This window comes from Methylobacterium sp. J-067 (genome assembly GCF_022829465.1).
Lineage (GTDB): Bacteria > Pseudomonadota > Alphaproteobacteria > Rhizobiales > Beijerinckiaceae > Methylobacterium > Methylobacterium litchii.
Genome location: NZ_JAKSXZ010000146.1, coordinates 163,836 through 178,333, shown reverse-complemented (window position 1 = coordinate 178,333; position 14,498 = coordinate 163,836). Strand labels below are relative to the sequence as shown.

15 protein-coding genes are annotated in these 14,498 nt (G+C 69.2%); 10 read left to right on the top strand and 5 right to left on the bottom strand.

The features are described 5' to 3' along the window. Nucleotides 1–114 precede the first annotated feature (114 nt). Complete coding sequence (locus MKK52_RS24225; RefSeq protein WP_243958814.1) at nucleotides 115–1,128, top strand: TerC family protein; 1,014 nt, start codon at nucleotides 115–117, stop codon at nucleotides 1,126–1,128. A 3-nt stretch (nucleotides 1,129–1,131) separates the two neighbouring features. Here the strand turns inward: MKK52_RS24225 and MKK52_RS24220 are convergent, their stop codons facing one another. After that, complete coding sequence (locus tag MKK52_RS24220) at nucleotides 1,132–1,887, bottom strand: N-acetylmuramoyl-L-alanine amidase (protein WP_243958812.1); 756 nt, start codon at nucleotides 1,885–1,887, stop codon at nucleotides 1,132–1,134. Between the two features lie 116 nt (nucleotides 1,888–2,003). On the opposite strand from MKK52_RS24220, the gene MKK52_RS24215 reads away from it, so the two are divergent. Next, a complete protein-coding gene (locus MKK52_RS24215) occupies nucleotides 2,004–2,201 on the top strand; it encodes a ribbon-helix-helix protein, CopG family (protein WP_243958810.1) in 198 nt (65 codons plus the stop codon). Continuing rightward, nucleotides 2,195–2,560, top strand: a complete 366-nt coding sequence (locus MKK52_RS24210; protein ID WP_243958807.1) for a type II toxin-antitoxin system VapC family toxin — start codon at nucleotides 2,195–2,197, stop codon at nucleotides 2,558–2,560. The genes MKK52_RS24215 and MKK52_RS24210 overlap by 7 nt, the downstream gene beginning before the upstream one ends. A gap of 28 nt (nucleotides 2,561–2,588) precedes the next feature. Here MKK52_RS24210 and MKK52_RS24205 read toward each other — a convergent pair whose 3' ends face one another. Both MKK52_RS24205 and MKK52_RS24200 read right to left on the bottom strand, forming a co-directional pair. Beyond that, nucleotides 2,589–3,344, bottom strand: coding sequence for a J domain-containing protein (locus MKK52_RS24205; RefSeq protein WP_243958805.1), 756 nt, complete (start codon nucleotides 3,342–3,344; stop codon nucleotides 2,589–2,591). Nucleotides 3,345–3,447: 103 nt separating this feature from the next. Continuing rightward, nucleotides 3,448–3,717, bottom strand: a complete 270-nt coding sequence (locus MKK52_RS24200) for a hypothetical protein (RefSeq protein WP_243958803.1) — start codon at nucleotides 3,715–3,717, stop codon at nucleotides 3,448–3,450. A 194-nt stretch (nucleotides 3,718–3,911) separates the two neighbouring features. Here MKK52_RS24200 and MKK52_RS24195 point away from each other — a divergent pair, with 194 nt between their 5' ends. The 3 genes from MKK52_RS24195 to MKK52_RS24185 all read left to right on the top strand — a co-directional run bounded on the left by MKK52_RS24195 (nucleotide 3,912) and on the right by MKK52_RS24185 (nucleotide 5,859). Next, entirely contained in the window at nucleotides 3,912–4,526 is a 615-nt protein-coding gene (locus tag MKK52_RS24195; RefSeq protein WP_243958801.1) for an urease accessory protein UreE, read from the top strand. Beyond that, the gene (locus MKK52_RS24190) at nucleotides 4,516–5,295 is read left to right on the top strand and encodes a CDP-diacylglycerol diphosphatase (RefSeq protein WP_243958799.1); all 780 of its coding nucleotides are present in this window, start codon (nucleotides 4,516–4,518) and stop codon (nucleotides 5,293–5,295) included. The genes MKK52_RS24195 and MKK52_RS24190 overlap by 11 nt, the downstream gene beginning before the upstream one ends. A gap of 90 nt (nucleotides 5,296–5,385) precedes the next feature. Further along, nucleotides 5,386–5,859 carry a hypothetical protein gene (locus MKK52_RS24185; protein ID WP_243958797.1) on the top strand — a complete coding sequence of 158 codons (474 nt, stop codon included), beginning with the start codon at nucleotides 5,386–5,388 and terminating at the stop codon, nucleotides 5,857–5,859. A 22-nt stretch (nucleotides 5,860–5,881) separates the two neighbouring features. Here the strand turns inward: MKK52_RS24185 and MKK52_RS24180 are convergent, their stop codons facing one another. Beyond that, nucleotides 5,882–6,748 (bottom strand): NAD(P)-dependent oxidoreductase, encoded by an 867-nt coding sequence (locus MKK52_RS24180; RefSeq protein ID WP_243958795.1) that lies wholly within the window; start codon nucleotides 6,746–6,748, stop codon nucleotides 5,882–5,884. A 233-nt stretch (nucleotides 6,749–6,981) separates the two neighbouring features. Here MKK52_RS24180 and MKK52_RS24175 point away from each other — a divergent pair, with 233 nt between their 5' ends. The 4 genes from MKK52_RS24175 (at nucleotide 6,982) to MKK52_RS24160 (ending at nucleotide 13,179) form a co-directional block, all read left to right on the top strand. After that, complete coding sequence (locus tag MKK52_RS24175) at nucleotides 6,982–9,039, top strand: carbon starvation CstA family protein (protein ID WP_243958794.1); 2,058 nt, start codon at nucleotides 6,982–6,984, stop codon at nucleotides 9,037–9,039. A gap of 4 nt (nucleotides 9,040–9,043) precedes the next feature. Then, complete coding sequence (locus MKK52_RS24170; RefSeq protein ID WP_243958792.1) at nucleotides 9,044–9,265, top strand: YbdD/YjiX family protein; 222 nt, start codon at nucleotides 9,044–9,046, stop codon at nucleotides 9,263–9,265. 58 nt (nucleotides 9,266–9,323) lie between these two features. Further along, a complete protein-coding gene (locus tag MKK52_RS24165) occupies nucleotides 9,324–9,758 on the top strand; it encodes a tellurite resistance TerB family protein (protein ID WP_243958790.1) in 435 nt (144 codons plus the stop codon). Nucleotides 9,759–9,894: 136 nt separating this feature from the next. Then, nucleotides 9,895–13,179 (top strand): efflux RND transporter permease subunit, encoded by a 3,285-nt coding sequence (locus tag MKK52_RS24160; RefSeq protein WP_243958788.1) that lies wholly within the window; start codon nucleotides 9,895–9,897, stop codon nucleotides 13,177–13,179. Here the strand turns inward: MKK52_RS24160 and MKK52_RS24155 are convergent. Further along, nucleotides 13,176–14,396, bottom strand: a complete 1,221-nt coding sequence (locus MKK52_RS24155; protein WP_243958786.1) for a methyl-accepting chemotaxis protein — start codon at nucleotides 14,394–14,396, stop codon at nucleotides 13,176–13,178. The two genes, MKK52_RS24160 and MKK52_RS24155, sit on opposite strands and share 4 nt — an antisense overlap. Nucleotides 14,397–14,498: the final 102 nt, after the last annotated feature.

The window sequence follows — 14,498 nt, the reverse complement described above, 5'->3', positions numbered from 1 at the left end:
TCCCCCTCTTACGTCGCGGCCATCGACTGCGGGCCCCTCTGGCGGACGCTCCTTGAGGCGTCCGTGATGTCGGAGTCGATGCTTTCCTCCCGGAAGGAGCATCAGGTCCCGCCTATGGTCGATTTTCTGTACGTCGAGTGGCTCGGCAAGCCGCTGTGGATGTGGCTCGGCTTCCACGTCCTCATCGCGGCGCTTCTCGCCTTCGATCTCGGTCTCCTGCATCGCGACAAGGAGCACGAGATCGGCGTGCGCGAGAGCCTGGGCCTCACCGCATTCTACCTCACCCTCGGCCTCGCCTTCGGCGGGTTCATCTGGTGGGAACTCGGCTGGACGCCGGCCGAAGAGTACGTCACCGGCCTCGTGGTCGAGAAGTCGCTGTCGATGGACAACGTCTTCGTCATCGCGATGATCCTCACCGGGCTCGGCGTGCCGCGCACGGCGCAGCACCGGGTGCTGCTCTGGGGCATCCTCGCGGCGGTGCTCCTGCGTGGGCTGATGATCGGCCTCGGCGCAGCCCTGGTGCATCAGGTGCACTGGATCCTGTCGCTGTTCGCGGCCTTCCTGATCTATGCCGGCCTCAAGATCCTGTTCTCCGGCCATGAGGAGCAGGGCGATTTCGGGAACAGCAAGGTTGTCCGCTGGATGCGCCGCCGCTTCCGCGTGACGCCGGAACTGCACGGCCAGAAGTTCGCCGTGCGCAAGACCGACCCGAAGACCGGGCGGAAGGCCCTGTGGTTCACGCCCCTCGCCCTGGCGCTGGTGTTGGTGAACGGCGCCGACGTCATCTTCGCCGTCGACAGCGTGCCGGCGATCTTCGCGATCACCACCGACACCTTCGTGGTCTACACCTCGAACATCTTCGCGATCCTCGGCCTGCGCGCCCTGTATTTCGCGCTGGCCGCGATGGTGGACCGCTTCGCCTACCTGAAGACGGCGCTGGCCTTCATCCTCATCTTCATCGGCGCGAAGATCGTGGTGGCGGACACGTTCGGGCTCCTGAAGGTGCAGCCCTGGGTGTCCCTGGTCGTCACCCTGGTCCTCCTGCTGGGCGGCGTCGCCTACAGCCTGTGGCGCACCCGCGGCGAGGCGACCCTGCCCGAGGGCGAGGCGCGGGCGCACCGCGCCTGAGCCTCAGGCGGCCGGCAGGCTCGCCAGCAGGTCGCGGAGCGTGGTGATGGTGGAGCTGTCGGCGACGCCATCGACCCGCGCCTGCCGGAAATGGCGCTGGAAGGCGGTGACCACCGCCTTCGTCCGGGCGTCGAACGTGCCGTTCACCGGCAGGTCGTAGCCGTAGAGGGCGAACATCGCCTGCAACGCCTCAACCGGCTGGCCGGCATCGCCCTCCGCGAAGAAGCGCCCGTCCCGCAGGGGGGCGGGCGGCACGCAATGGCCGAGCCCGGCCTCCGCGAGGCGGAGCCACGGAAAGGTCTCGCCGGGGTCTTCCTTTCGCTCCGGCGCGATGTCCGAATGGGCGAGCACCCGCGCCTGCGGGATGCCCCAGCGCCCCGCGATGTCGAGACCGAGTGCGATCACCGCCGCGATCTGCGCGTCCGGATAAGGCGGCAACCCGCCGACATGGCCGGGATGGACGATCTCGATGCCGATGGAGCGGGAGTTGATGTCGGTGACGCCCTTCCACGCCCCGGCCCCCGCGTGCCACGCCCGCGCGGCCTCGGCGACGAGCTGCACCGTGCCGCCATCCTCGAACACGACGTAATGGGCCGAGACCTCGCTCATCGGATCGCGCAGCCGCGCCAGCGCCGCCGCGCTGCTCTCCATGCCGGTGTAGTGCAGGATCAGCATGTCCGGCCGCAGGCCGCGCCGGTCCCCCTGGTTCGGAGACGGCGCCACCTTGCGGGCGAGGGGGGTGTCGGGCGTGAGGGTCATCGGTCGCTTCTACGCTTTCGTGCCGAGCGCGCGCCACGTTCCCTTTATCGCCGTCGAGGATATGTGATATCCATACCCGATATCGCGGAGGGGGGAGGATGCGGGCTCTCGTCGATATGAATGAGACGCAGCTGGCGGCGCTGGATAGTCTCGCCAAGCGGAAGCGCCAATCGCGCGCCGCGCTGATCCGTGCCGCCATCGACGACTATCTCGACCGCCATCGCCGCGAGCAGGTGGAGGATGGCTTCGGCCTGTGGGGCAAGGGCGCTGTCGATGGCCTCGCCTTTCAGGAGAAGGCGCGGAGCGAATGGTAGGCGCCCTGTTCGACACCAACATCCTCATCGACAATCTGAACGCGGTTCGGCAGGCCCGCGAGGAGATCGGGCGCTTCGAGAACCGCGCGATCAGCATCATCACGTGGATGGAAGTGATGGTCGGCGCGAAGGCCGACCTGATCGAGCCGACGCGGCATTTTCTGGAAGGCTTCAGGATCATCCCATTGGACGACGAGATCGCCACTCGTGCCGTGGACTTGCGGCGCAGCCACCGCATCAAGCTCCCCGATGCGGTGATCTGGGCGACGGCTCAGATCACCGGGCGCCTGCTCGTGACCCGCAACACCAAGGATTTTCCGCCGGGCGACGCGGGGATTCGGGAGCCCTACACGCTGTAGGATGGCCCAGCCGAAGCCGAACCGCCCCCTACCGTAACCCCCGCTCGGCCGCGACCAGATCGTAGGCGGCGTTGATCGCCGCGAGGCGCTTGCTGGCGATGGCCACTGCCTCCGGGGGGAGGCCCCGCGCCAGCGCGCGGTCGGGGTGGTGCTCGGACACCAAGCTCCGGTGGCGGGCCTTCACCGTCGCGTCGTCGGTGGCCCGGTCGAGGCCCAGCACCTCGTAGGGGTCGTCCTCCAGGCGGACATGCCGCGCGGCGATGCGCTGGAACGCGGCCTCCTCGAAGCCGAAGATCGCGGAGACGGCGCGCAGGTACTGCTCCTCGGCCGCGTGGATCGCCCCGTCCGCGCCCGCGATCTGGAACAGGCCGTCGAGCACGTCCTCCAGCAGGGCCGGCTCGTCTCCGAAGGTCGCCGCGAGCTGGTAAGCGTAGGCCTCGTAGCCGTCGGTGGTGCGCTTGGCGAGGTCGAACAGGCGCGTCACCCCGGCCTGGGCCGAGGGCTCGACATGCACCACGCGGGCGAAGGCCTCGACCTCCGAGGGCGCGACGACGCCGTCCGACTTGGCCATCTTGGCCGCCAGCGCCACGAGCCCGGTGGTGAAGATCACGTCGCGTGGGGTCGGGCCGAAGGGCGCGCCGACCCGGTCGACGAGGAAATGGCCGGCGACACCGCCGATCAGCCCGCCGAGGGGGCCTCCGACCGCCAGCCCGATGCCGGCGCCGCCGAGCTTGCCCCAGATCCCCGAGGCGCGAGGCGTCGGCGTCCGGCTGTCGTGGATCATCGGGCGGCTTCGAGATCATCCGCCGGGATGGCCCCGGCCGCCACCCGATAGACCGGCGGCGCCCGGGGTGGAAGGGCCGAGATGTCTCCCGGCCGATCGTGCCTTAGCGGCAGTAGACGTTGCCGTAGGCGTCGCGGTAGGTGCCGTAGGGGCAGCGCGGAGCGGTCGAGGCGCCGACGATGGCACCGCCGGCGCCGCCGATGGCCGCACCCGCGAGGGCGCCGCCGGCCCGGCCGGTCGCCGCGCCGCCGATGGCCGCACCGGCCAGCGCGCCGAGGCCGGCGCCGCCGAGAGCCCGGTCCTCGGGCGTGTTGCAGGCGCCGAGCGACAGCGCTGCGAGTCCGGCGAGGGCGGCCGCGATGGTCTTCTTCATATCTCTACAACTCCCCTGTGCATCCGTTTTGGCTTTTGCCGTTATGGCTGCGAATCGAGCTTAGCAGGAACGCAACGCCGTCCCTACGGCCAAGGTTCCGATCCATGAACGGGGCAGTTGCGTCCCGTCATCCTCCCGCCCTATGCCACGCGGAAGGCGGGCCGCCTGGGCCGCCGCCGGATTTCGAGGCCGCCATGCAGAAAGCCACCACGATCGTCCGCCGTCCGGCCGTGCGCGCCGACCGCGTCGCGGACACCGTCGAACTCGACCATGCCGGCCGGTCCGCCCTCCCGTCCAGCCTGACGGCGGCGGGTGGCCTCGCCTTCGAGGTGGCCCTCCCGAAGGCCGGCTCGCTGGAGGACGGCGACGCCCTGCGCCTCGACGACGGCCGGCTCGTCGTCGTGAAGGCGGCGGCCGAATCGCTTCTCGAAGTCCGGGCGGAGAACCCGGCCCGGCTGATGCGCCTCGCGTGGCAGCTCGGCGGCAACCATGTCGAGGCCGAGGTCGGCGCCGACACGCTCCATATCCCCGCCTCGCCGGCCAATGCCGAACTGGTGCGCGGCCAGGGCTGCGTCGCCACCCCGGTGACCCGCGCCTTCAGCCCGGAGAAGGCCGCCCACGATCACAGCACGTGCGGCCACGATCACGGCCACGACCACCACGGGCACGATCACGCCCACGACCATGATCACGGGCACGATCACGACCACCATGCTCACGACCATGCGCACGATCACGGCCATTCCCATGGCCACAACCATGATCATGCGCATCATGGGCACGATCACAGCCACAAGCATGACCACTGACCGGCGGCGGATCGCGCTGTCGGCGGGGTTGATCGGGCTGGTGCTCGCCGTCCCCGCCTCGGCTGGGTCGGACCCGACCCGCGACGTCCTCTGGATGGCCCTGAAGACCTGCGTCCTCGCCAAGACGCTCGCCAACAGGACCTTCCCCTGTCTGGCCGTCGATCTCGGCGACAAGGAGCGCCCCGGCACGGCCGTGCTGCGGGCGCCGGGCGAGCCGACGCATATCGTGGTCATGCCCACCGACACGGTCTCGGGGCTCGAAGCGGCGCCCCTACGCGGCCCGCGCGGCGTGGCGTACTGGAAGGCGGCGCTCTCGGCCCGGCACTTCGTGGTGGATTCCCTGAAGAACCGCGTGCCGGAGGCCGATCTCGGTCTCGCCGTGAATTCGGCGCGCGGGCGCAGCCAGGATCAACTGCACATCCACCTCGATTGCCTGCGGCCCAAGGTGCTCGATGCCCTCGACGCCCATGGCCGCGCCGTCGGCAAGGCGTGGGCGCCGTTCCCGGTGCCGCTGGCCTATGACCGGTTCCACGCGATGCGGGTGCGCGCCGCCGACGTCGAGACGTTCAACCCCTTCGCGGCCATCACGACCCTGCCGGGCCGCCGCGACCTGACGCGGACCACCTTCGCGGCGGTCTCGACACGGCCCGGCGATCCAGAGCCGGGCCTCATCCTCCTCGCCTTCCGGGGCCGCCAGGCCAGCGCGGAGGACATCATGGACCATGGCTGTGCTATCGCGGATCAGCGCCGCGCCCGTCCCGCCGGATAGTCGTCGCCGTCCGGGTGAAGGAAGACAGTCCTCCCGCAGTCTAGGCATGGGCCAAGCGGAACCATTAGCTTGGCCTCACGTTGAAGCGGCATGGAACACTTCAAGTCCACCATCGCCACGACAGCGATTGCAGCTTTCGGCCTCCTCGCCGCAGCGCATATCCTGCATCCGGGCAACTTCGAGCGCACGACATACCCGTCGCGGCCCGTCGCGACGGTGGCTCCCCAAGCCTGGGCCAACCCGCCGGCCGCCCTTGCGGTTTCCGCTGCGGCCCCCGTCCTCAAGGCGGAAGCCCCGCAGCTGGTGCCCGCCCCCGTGGCCTGGACCTCGGTGCAGGTCGAGCCCCCGGTCCCGGTGCGCATCGCCGAGGCCGCGCCGGAGCATCGCCGGAAGGCCGGCGCCCACCGGCATAAGCTCTCGCAGCGTTCGGCCCCGGTGCGTCAGGCCGTGCTGACCCAACCGGCCCAGCCGGCGGCCGTCGCCCCCGTGAAGAAGCCGGAGGCGAACCGCATCGACCCGATCGGCGACATCATCCGCGGCCTCGGGCTCGGCAGCGACAGCTGAGCCGCCGCCGCGCCCGCGTCCGTCAGCGTTCCAGGCGGGCGACGAGGCTCGACGTGTCCCAGCGGTTGCCGCCCATCGCCTGCACCTCGGCGTAGAACTGATCGATCAGGGCCGAGACCGGGAGCTTGGCACCGTTGCGGCGGGCTTCGTCCAGCAGGATGCCGAGATCCTTGCGCATCCAATCGACAGCGAAGCCGAAGTCGAACTTGCCCTCGTTCATGGTCTTGCCGCGGTTCTCCATCTGCCAGGAGCCGGCAGCGCCCTTCGAGATGACGTCGAGCACGGCCTCGACATCGAGACCGGCGCGCTTGGCGAAGTGCACGCCCTCCGAGAGGCCCTGCACGAGACCGGCGATGCAGATCTGGTTGACCATCTTGGTGAGCTGGCCGGACCCGACCGGGCCCATCAGGCGGCAGGCGCGGGCGAAGCTTTTGATGGCCTCCTCGGCCTTCGCATAGGTCTCGGGCTCCCCGCCGCACATCACCGTCAGCACGCCGTTCTCGGCGCCGGCCTGTCCGCCGGAGACGGGGGCGTCGATGAAGCCGACACCCTTCTCCTGCGCGGCGGCGGCGAGTTCGCGGGCGACCTCGGCCGACGCGGTGGTGTGGTCCACGAAGACCGAGCCCGGCTCCATGCCGGCGAGCGCCCCATCCTCGCCCAGCACCACGCTGCGCAGGTCGTTGTCGTTGCCGACGCAGGCGAAGACGATCGCGGCGCCCTTCACGGCCTCGCGCGGGGTGGCGGCATGGGCGCCGCCATGGGCCTTCACCCAGGCCTCCGCCTTGGCGCCCGTTCGGTTGTAGACCGTGACGTCATGGCCTTTCTTCGCGAGATGCCCGGCCATCGGGCCGCCCATCACGCCGAGTCCCAGAAAAGCGACCTTGGCCATCATCCGTCTCCACCCGAACGCCGCAGGCCATGCGGAGCGGCCCGCGTTCCTGCCCGCCGGTCCGTGGCGGGCGCCCGACCTATAGCAGCCCGGCGCGGGCGAACAACGAGGCCCCGTTTGTCCGGCGGGCGGTTCGCGAAAATCTTTGCACGGCGTAAAATTTCCGGCAGAACGCAGGCCAGATCACAGGCCCTGTCAGGGTCGTTCGAGCCGTGGGCCGGGGAGGCCACGCCATGACCGCCATTCAGAAGCATGGGCCCTGGGCCCTCGTCGGGGCGCTCGGCGCCGCCGCCCTGTCCATCGTGGCCGTCGAGCGTGGCGAGGCGGTGAACGCCCTCTGGATCGTGGTCGCGGCGGTCTGCGTCTACCTGATCGCCTACCGCTATTACTCGAAGTTCATCGCCGACAAGGTGATGCGCCTCGACGCGAAGCGCGAGACCCCGGCGCTACGCCACAACGACGGGCTCGATTACGTCCCCACCAACAAGAGCGTGCTGTTCGGCCACCATTTCGCGGCCATCGCGGGCGCCGGCCCGCTGGTCGGCCCGGTGCTCGCCGCGCAGATGGGCTACCTGCCCGGCATGCTGTGGATCCTGGCGGGCGTCGTCCTCGCGGGCGCGGTGCAGGACTTCATGGTCCTGTTCGTTTCCATGCGCCGGGACGGGCGCTCGCTGGGCGAGCTGATCCGCGCCGAGCTCGGGGCGGTGCCGGGCGTCATCGCCCTCTTCGGCACCTTCCTCATCATGATCATCCTGCTGGCGGTGCTGGCGCTGATCGTCGTGAAGGCCCTGGCCGAAAGCCCGTGGGGCACCTTCACGGTGATGTCCACGATCCCGATCGCCATCTTCATGGGCGTGTACACCCGCTACATCCGGCCGGGTAAGATTGGCGAGGTCTCCGTCGTCGGCTTCGTCCTGCTGATGGCCGCCATCTTCGGCGGCGGGCAGGTGGCGGCGAGCCCGGTCTGGGGCCCGGCCTTCACCTTCACCGGCACGCAGCTGTGCTGGTTGCTGATCGGCTACGGCTTCGTCGCCTCGGTCCTGCCGGTGTGGCTGCTGCTCGCCCCGCGCGACTACCTCTCGACCTTCCTCAAGATCGGCACCATCGTCGGCCTCGCGCTCGGCATCGCCTTCGTGGCCCCGCACCTGCAGATGCCGGCCATGACCAAGTTCGTGGACGGCACCGGCCCTGTCTGGGCGGGCAGCCTGTTCCCGTTCCTGTTCATCACCATCGCCTGCGGTTCGGTCTCGGGCTTCCACGCGCTGATCTCGTCGGGCACCACGCCGAAGCTCATCGCCAACGAGGTCGATGCCCGCTTCGTCGGCTACGGCGCGATGCTGATGGAATCCTTCGTGGCGATCATGGCGCTGGTCTCGGCCTGCGTGATCGATCCGGGCGTGTACTTCACCATGAACTCCCCGGCGGCCCTCGTAGGCACCACGCCGGAGACCGCCGCCGCCGCCGTGACCAAGCTCGGCTTCGCCACGACGCCGGAGGTCATCACCCAGACCGCCGCCGATGTCGGCGAGCACACGATCATCTCCCGCGCGGGCGGCGCCCCGACCCTGGCGGTGGGCATGGCGCACATCATCTCCTCGGCCATCGGCGGCAAGGGGATGATGGCCTTCTGGTACCACTTCGCGATCCTGTTCGAGGCGCTGTTCATCCTGACGGCGGTGGATGCGGGCACGCGGGCCTGCCGCTTCATGGTGCAGGACCTCGTGGGGCTCGTGGCGCCCGGCTTCAAGAAGACGGATGCCTGGGGGCCGAGCATCGTCGCCACCGCGATCTCTGTGGGCGCCTGGGGCTACTTTCTCTACCAGGGCGTCACGGATCCGCTGGGCGGCATCAACACCCTGTGGCCGCTCTTCGGCATCTCCAACCAGATGCTGGCGGCGGTGGCGCTGACGCTGTGCACCGTGGTGATCTTCAAGATGAAGCGCGAGAAATACGCCTTCGTGACGATCATCCCGACCGCGTGGCTGTGCATCTGTACCCTGACGGCCGGCTGGCAGAAGATCTTCTCGGCCGACCCGAAGATCGGCTTCCTCGCCCATGCCGAGCGCTACGCGACGGCCGCCGCCGAGGGCAAGCTCCTCGCGCCGGCCAAGAGCGCCGACCAGATGAGCCAGATCATTCTCAACGACCGGATCGACGCAGTGCTCGCCGCGTTGTTCATCGCGCTCGTGGTGGCGATCGCGGTCTTCGGCATCATGGCCTGCATGAAGGCGCTGCGCGCCGACCGCTGGACCGCGCTGGAGACCGAGCCGCGCATGGTGGCGGCGGAGTGAGGCGATGATGCCGGCGCAGGGCTTTCGCAACCAACTGCGGACGTTGACGAAATGCGTCTGCGACGGGGCGCGGCTGATGGTGGGGCAGGGCGACTACGCCGTCTATGCCGAGCACATCCGCCGCACCCATCCCGACCGGGAGCCGATGACCGAGACGGAGTTCTTCCGCAACCGGGAGAACGCGCGGTTCGGCGTCGGCAACACCTCCGGTTTCCGGTGTTGCTGAGGGCAAGCTTGACTCAGGGGCCCCTTCTCCCGCCATCTTGGATCAACGGGAGAGGGGCATGAGTATTTTCCAGGACGCTATCCTTCGCTTCGGCCGGACGATCATGTCCTATGCCGGCGATGCGATGTTCCTGCAGGCGGCCGTCTCGGCGGCGGCCAACGTCATCGTCGCGGATGGCGACGTGGCGGAGGAAGAGGTCGAGGCGGCCATCGTCGGCATCCGCGCCAACCCGATCCTCGAACGGTCCTACGACACCCTGCGCGTCGAGCAGGAACTGTACGAGGCGATCAGCCGCGCGAAGACCCGCGCCGGGCGGATCGAGAACCTCCGGGCCGCCGCCGCGATCGCCGAACGGCCCATCGAGCAGAGGCAGGACGTGTTCCTGATCGCCGCCGACGTCGCCGATTTCGACGGTATCAGCGCGGTCGAGCACACGGCGCTCGATGAGATTGCGAATTCGCTGGAAGTCGAAAAGTCGGCGCTGCTGCGCTGAGAACACGAGCGTGACCACGATAGTGTTTCCGCCGGAAACAACTTAACGGCGCCTGCGGCATCGCGGATCAGTACTTGTCGGCCCGGGCGGGTTAGCTCACCCTAGTGCTCGCACGTCCGGGGGGCCGGGAGATCGCATGGGCCTCGTCCTCTACGCCCTCAAGTTCCGCATCACGACCTACGTGCTCGCGGTCCTGATGATGCTCGGCGGCGTCGGCGCCATCGTCGTCATGCCCAAGGACGTGCTGCCCGTCGTCGACATCCCCGTCGTCGTGGTGGTCTGGACCTATACCGGCCTGTCCACGCCGGAGATGGAAACCCGCGTCACGACCTATGCCGAGTTCGGCATCTCCAACAACGTCAACAACATCCGCCGGATGGAATCGACCACCCTGCAGGGCACGGCGGTCCAGCGGATCTATTTCGATCCGAGCGTGAGCATCGACCTCGCCATCGCCCAGGTCGTGTCGTCCACGAACTCCATCCGCGCCGCGATGCCGCCGGGCATCCAGCCGCCGGTCATCGTGCGCTACTCGGCCTCGTCGGTGCCGGTGATCCAGCTGGCCCTGTCCTCGGCCAGCCAGAGCCTCAACGAGATCTACGATTACGCGCAGTACCGCATCCGCCAGACCCTGGCGCAGGTGCCGGGCTCGACCCTGCCCGCGCCGTTCGGCGGGGCGCCGCGCCAGATCATGGTCGATCTCGACCTGAACGCCCTCCAGGCGCTCGGGCTGACGCCGCTCGACGTCACCAACGCCATGACGGCGCAGAACCTGACCGTCCCGTCCGGCCTCGCCAAGATCGGCGAGCAGCAATACCCGATCCAGCTCAACGCGACGCCGCCCTCCATCGAGACCCTGAACACCGCGCCGATCAAGGTCGTGGCCGGGCAGCCGGTGCTGGTGCGGGACGTGGCCTTCGTCCGCGACGGCGGGCCGCCGCAGATCAACGTGGTCCGGGCCGACGGCAGCCAAGCCGTGCTGATGCAGGTCATCAAGAACGGCAACGCCTCGACGCTCAGCGTCGTGAACAACGTCAAGGCGGCGATGCCGACGATCCGGGCCGCCGCCCCCGAGGGCATGAGCATCAAGCTGCTGTTCGACCAGTCGGTCTTCGTGTCGAACGCCATCGAGGGGGTGCTGCACGAGGCGGCCATCGCCGCCGCGCTCACCGGCCTCGCGATCCTGCTGTTCCTCGGCTCGTGGCGCTCGACCCTCGTCGTCCTGATCTCGATCCCCCTCTGCGTGATGACCTCGCTGGCCGTGCTGGCGGCGCTCGGCCAGACCATCAACATCATGACGCTGGGCGGCCTCGCCCTCGCGGTCGGCATCCTCGTGGACGACGCCACGGTGGCCATCGAGAACACCTACCGGTTGTTCGAGGAGGGCGAGGAGTTCCGGGAGAGCGTGGTCCACGGCGCGGCGGGCATCGCCAAGCCGGCGCTGATCTCGACGCTGTCGATCTGCGCGGCCTTCACCGCCGTCTTCGCCCTCACCGACACGCCGAAATACCTGTTCACCCCGCAGGCGCTCGCGGTCGTGTTCGCGATGCTGACCTCCTACCTGCTATCGCGGACCCTGGTGCCCCTACTGATCGACGTGATCGTGGCGCCGGAATACGCGGCCAAGCACGCCAAGGATCGGCACGAGAAGGGCGAAGCCCCCCGCCGGACGCGGATCGGCCGGGTCGTCGGCGCCGTGGGGGCGCCGCTGATGCGCTTCGCGGGGGCCTTCCACCGGGGCTTCGAGGCGCGCTTCACCCGCTTCCATCGCGGCTATGTCGGGCTGCTCCATGCCGCCCTGCGCCACCGCGTCGTGACCGCGATCATCACCGTCTGCGTGCTCGCGCTCGGCGGCACGCTGTTCGTGTTCACGGGGCAGGATTACTTCCCCGAGATCGAATCCCGCCAGATGACGATGCATCTGCGCGCCCGCGCCGGGCTTCGCATCGAGACGACGCAGCAGGTCTTCGCGCAGGTCGAGGACGTGGTGCGCGAGGTGATCCCCGAGCACGAGCTGGAGCAGATCCTCGACAACATCGGCGTGCCGTCCATCAACTACAACTTCGCCTTCTCGGACGGGTCGTTCGTCTCCTACAACGACGGGCAGATGCTCATCAGCCTGAAGGAGGAGCACGGCTCGGTGGCGGCTTACAAGAAGCGCCTGCGCGAGGTGCTGATGCAGCGCTTCCCCGACCTGACGGTCTATTTCCAGCCGGCCGACATCATCACCCAGATCCTGAATTTCGGCGTCATCACGCCGATCGACATCCAGGTGTCCGGCCGCAACAAGGAGAAGGACCTGGAGGTCGCCCAGAACATCGTCCGCCGTCTGCGCGACACGAAGGGCCTCGTGGACGTGCATCTGCAGCAGATCGTCAACGTCCCGCAATTCTACGTGGACGTGGACCGGCGGCTCGCCTCGGAACTCGGGCTCACCGAGCAATCCGTGGCGCAGAACATGAACATCTCGCTCTCGGGCAGCTATCAGGTCACGCCGAACTTCTGGCCGGACCCCAAGACCGGCATCCCCTATCAGCTCTGGGTCCAGACGCCGGAATACCGCAACGCCTCCCTCACGGACCTGCGCAACACGCCGCTCTTCGTGCGCGCCGCCGCCACCTCGGGCACGGGGCCGGGGGTGCTGACGCTGCTTTCCAGCGTCGCGGACATGAAGCGCGTGCCGACGCAGACGGTGATCAACCACGTCAACATCCAGCCGACCTTCGACATCTTCGCCTCGGTGCAGGACCGCGACCTCGGCTCCGTCGCCCGCGAGATCGATACGATCGTGCAGGAGGAGCAGAAGAACCTGAGCGCGCCCGACAAGATCACCGTGCGCGGCCAGATCGAGAACATGCGCTCGGCCTTCCTGCGCCTCGGCATCGGCCTCGGCATCGCGCTGATCGCCGTCTACCTGCTGATGGCGGTGAACTATCAGAGCTGGGGCGACCCGTTCGTGGTCATCGCCGCCCTGCCCATCGCCTTCTGCGGCATCACCACCGGCCTGTTCGTGACCGGCACGACCTTCTCGATCCCCTCGATCTTCGGGGCGATCATGTCGGTGGGCATCGCCTCGGCGAACTCGATCCTGCTCGTTACCTTCGCCAAGGAGCACCGGGAGGCGACCGGGTGCAGCGCCGCCGAGGCCGCCATCGCGGCGGGCGAGACGCGCCTGCGGCCGGTGCTGATGACCGCCTCGGCGATGTTCCTGGGATTGATCCCGATGGCGCTGGGCACGGGGGAGGGCGGCGAGCAGAACGCGGCGCTCGCCCGCGCGGTGATGGGCGGCATCGCCTTCGCGACGCCGGCCACGCTGCTGCTGGTGCCCTTCCTCTACACGCTGCTGCGCAGCGGCCCCGCCCAGCCGGTGGAGGATTACCTCCCGCCGGAGGGCGCCAAGGTGGCTCAGACGGCGGCCTAGGCGGCGGCCTGGGCGGACGCGACGGCGGCCTCGAACGCCTGGAAGGCGGCGGTGGCCTCGTTCCAGCGCGACGCCTGTATATGGCCCATCATGGCGCGGCACTCGCTGCGCGCCGTGGCGAGGGCCTGCTCCACCGGCCCGTGGAAGGCCGGATGCGGGGCGATCTCGCCCTGGTCGGCGGTGGCCGGGCGCATGCCGATCAGCACCGAGGCGAGGCGGCGGCGCCACGCGGCGCAATCCGCCGGCAGGCGGGCGCGGCGCAAAGCGGTCTCGTCGCCCTGCTGCTTGTCGAGGAGGGTCTGGCTCAGGGTCTCGATCTGGTCGATCCGGTCGATGGCTTCGCTGATCTCCTTGCGGGCCTTGTCGGCGCCCGCCGAGACCCGGCCGACGCTGTCGGCGATTTCGCTCGTGGCCTGGATCTGCTGATCGAGCAGGCTGGAGGCCATGCGCATCTCGGCCGACACGCTCGCGACCTTGGCGCTCTCCGTCTCGACGCGGGCGCTGGCCTGCGACATCGCCTGGGCGCCGGATTTCACCGCCTCGCGGCTCTGGCTCACGGCCTCGCGCATGGCGGACATCTCGTCCCGCAGGCTCTTGATGCGCTGGTGGATCTCGTCGGTGGCCCGCGCGGTCTGGGCGGAGAGGGCCTTCACCTCGGCGGCGACCACGGCGAAGCCGCGTCCGGCGGCGCCGGCGCGGGCGGCCTCGATGGTGGCGTTCAGGGCGAGGAGGTTGGTCTGGCCGGAGATCGCGGCAATGGCGCCCGCCATCTCCTCGATCCGCGCGGCGGCCTGGGAGAACCCGTCTAGGCGGCGGCCGATCTCGTCGGCGCCGCCCTCGATCCGGCGCATGCCGTCGGAGGCGCGGTGGATGTCGCCCGCGCAGGCCGCGATGCCGCCGCTCGCCGCCTCGGAACTGCTCGCCACCTCGGCGGAGCGCGCCGCGATCTCGCGGGTCGTCGCCGCCAACTCCTCGGTGGCGGCGGCCATCAGGCGGGCCTGCTCGGCCATGCCGGTGGAATCGTAGGCCATCCAGCCGAGGGAGGTGCCGGCCTCGGAGGCGGCGGCCGAAAGACGGCCGGGCAGCGCCATCAGTTCACGGTCGATCACCGGCGCGGGGGCAGCGGCGAGGGCCACGACGGGCGCCTCGGTCACGGGGGCGGAACGCACGACGGGGGTCTGGTCGACCGGCTGGATTTTTCTTTGGAGACCGAACATCCGGCAGCTCGACTGAAGTTACGGGAACGCGCCCGAAACAATGCCGGATTTCTATGAAGGAAATGTTCACGCACAAGATAGGGTAGGCGTGATCACACTCGC

Excerpts from the sequence above, each read along its gene's own strand:
- MKK52_RS24210 (WP_243958807.1), top strand. The coding sequence starts at position 2,195 with ATGGTAGGCGCCCTGTTCGACACCAACATCCTCATCGACAATCTGAAC.
- MKK52_RS24165 (WP_243958790.1), top strand. The coding sequence starts at position 9,324 with ATGAGTATTTTCCAGGACGCTATCCTTCGCTTCGGCCGGACGATCATG.
- MKK52_RS24225 (WP_243958814.1), top strand. The coding sequence starts at position 115 with ATGGTCGATTTTCTGTACGTCGAGTGGCTCGGCAAGCCGCTGTGGATG.
- MKK52_RS24175 (WP_243958794.1), top strand. The coding sequence starts at position 6,982 with ATGACCGCCATTCAGAAGCATGGGCCCTGGGCCCTCGTCGGGGCGCTC.
- MKK52_RS24200 (WP_243958803.1), bottom strand. The coding sequence starts at position 3,717 with ATGAAGAAGACCATCGCGGCCGCCCTCGCCGGACTCGCAGCGCTGTCG.
- MKK52_RS24220 (WP_243958812.1), bottom strand. The coding sequence starts at position 1,887 with ATGACCCTCACGCCCGACACCCCCCTCGCCCGCAAGGTGGCGCCGTCT.
- MKK52_RS24185 (WP_243958797.1), top strand. The coding sequence starts at position 5,386 with ATGGAACACTTCAAGTCCACCATCGCCACGACAGCGATTGCAGCTTTC.
- MKK52_RS24155 (WP_243958786.1), bottom strand. The coding sequence starts at position 14,396 with ATGTTCGGTCTCCAAAGAAAAATCCAGCCGGTCGACCAGACCCCCGTC.
- MKK52_RS24215 (WP_243958810.1), top strand. The coding sequence starts at position 2,004 with ATGAATGAGACGCAGCTGGCGGCGCTGGATAGTCTCGCCAAGCGGAAG.
- MKK52_RS24160 (WP_243958788.1), top strand. The coding sequence starts at position 9,895 with ATGGGCCTCGTCCTCTACGCCCTCAAGTTCCGCATCACGACCTACGTG.
- MKK52_RS24170 (WP_243958792.1), top strand. The coding sequence starts at position 9,044 with ATGATGCCGGCGCAGGGCTTTCGCAACCAACTGCGGACGTTGACGAAA.
- MKK52_RS24190 (WP_243958799.1), top strand. The coding sequence starts at position 4,516 with ATGACCACTGACCGGCGGCGGATCGCGCTGTCGGCGGGGTTGATCGGG.
- MKK52_RS24205 (WP_243958805.1), bottom strand. The coding sequence starts at position 3,344 with ATGATCCACGACAGCCGGACGCCGACGCCTCGCGCCTCGGGGATCTGG.
- MKK52_RS24180 (WP_243958795.1), bottom strand. The coding sequence starts at position 6,748 with ATGGCCAAGGTCGCTTTTCTGGGACTCGGCGTGATGGGCGGCCCGATG.
- MKK52_RS24195 (WP_243958801.1), top strand. The coding sequence starts at position 3,912 with ATGCAGAAAGCCACCACGATCGTCCGCCGTCCGGCCGTGCGCGCCGAC.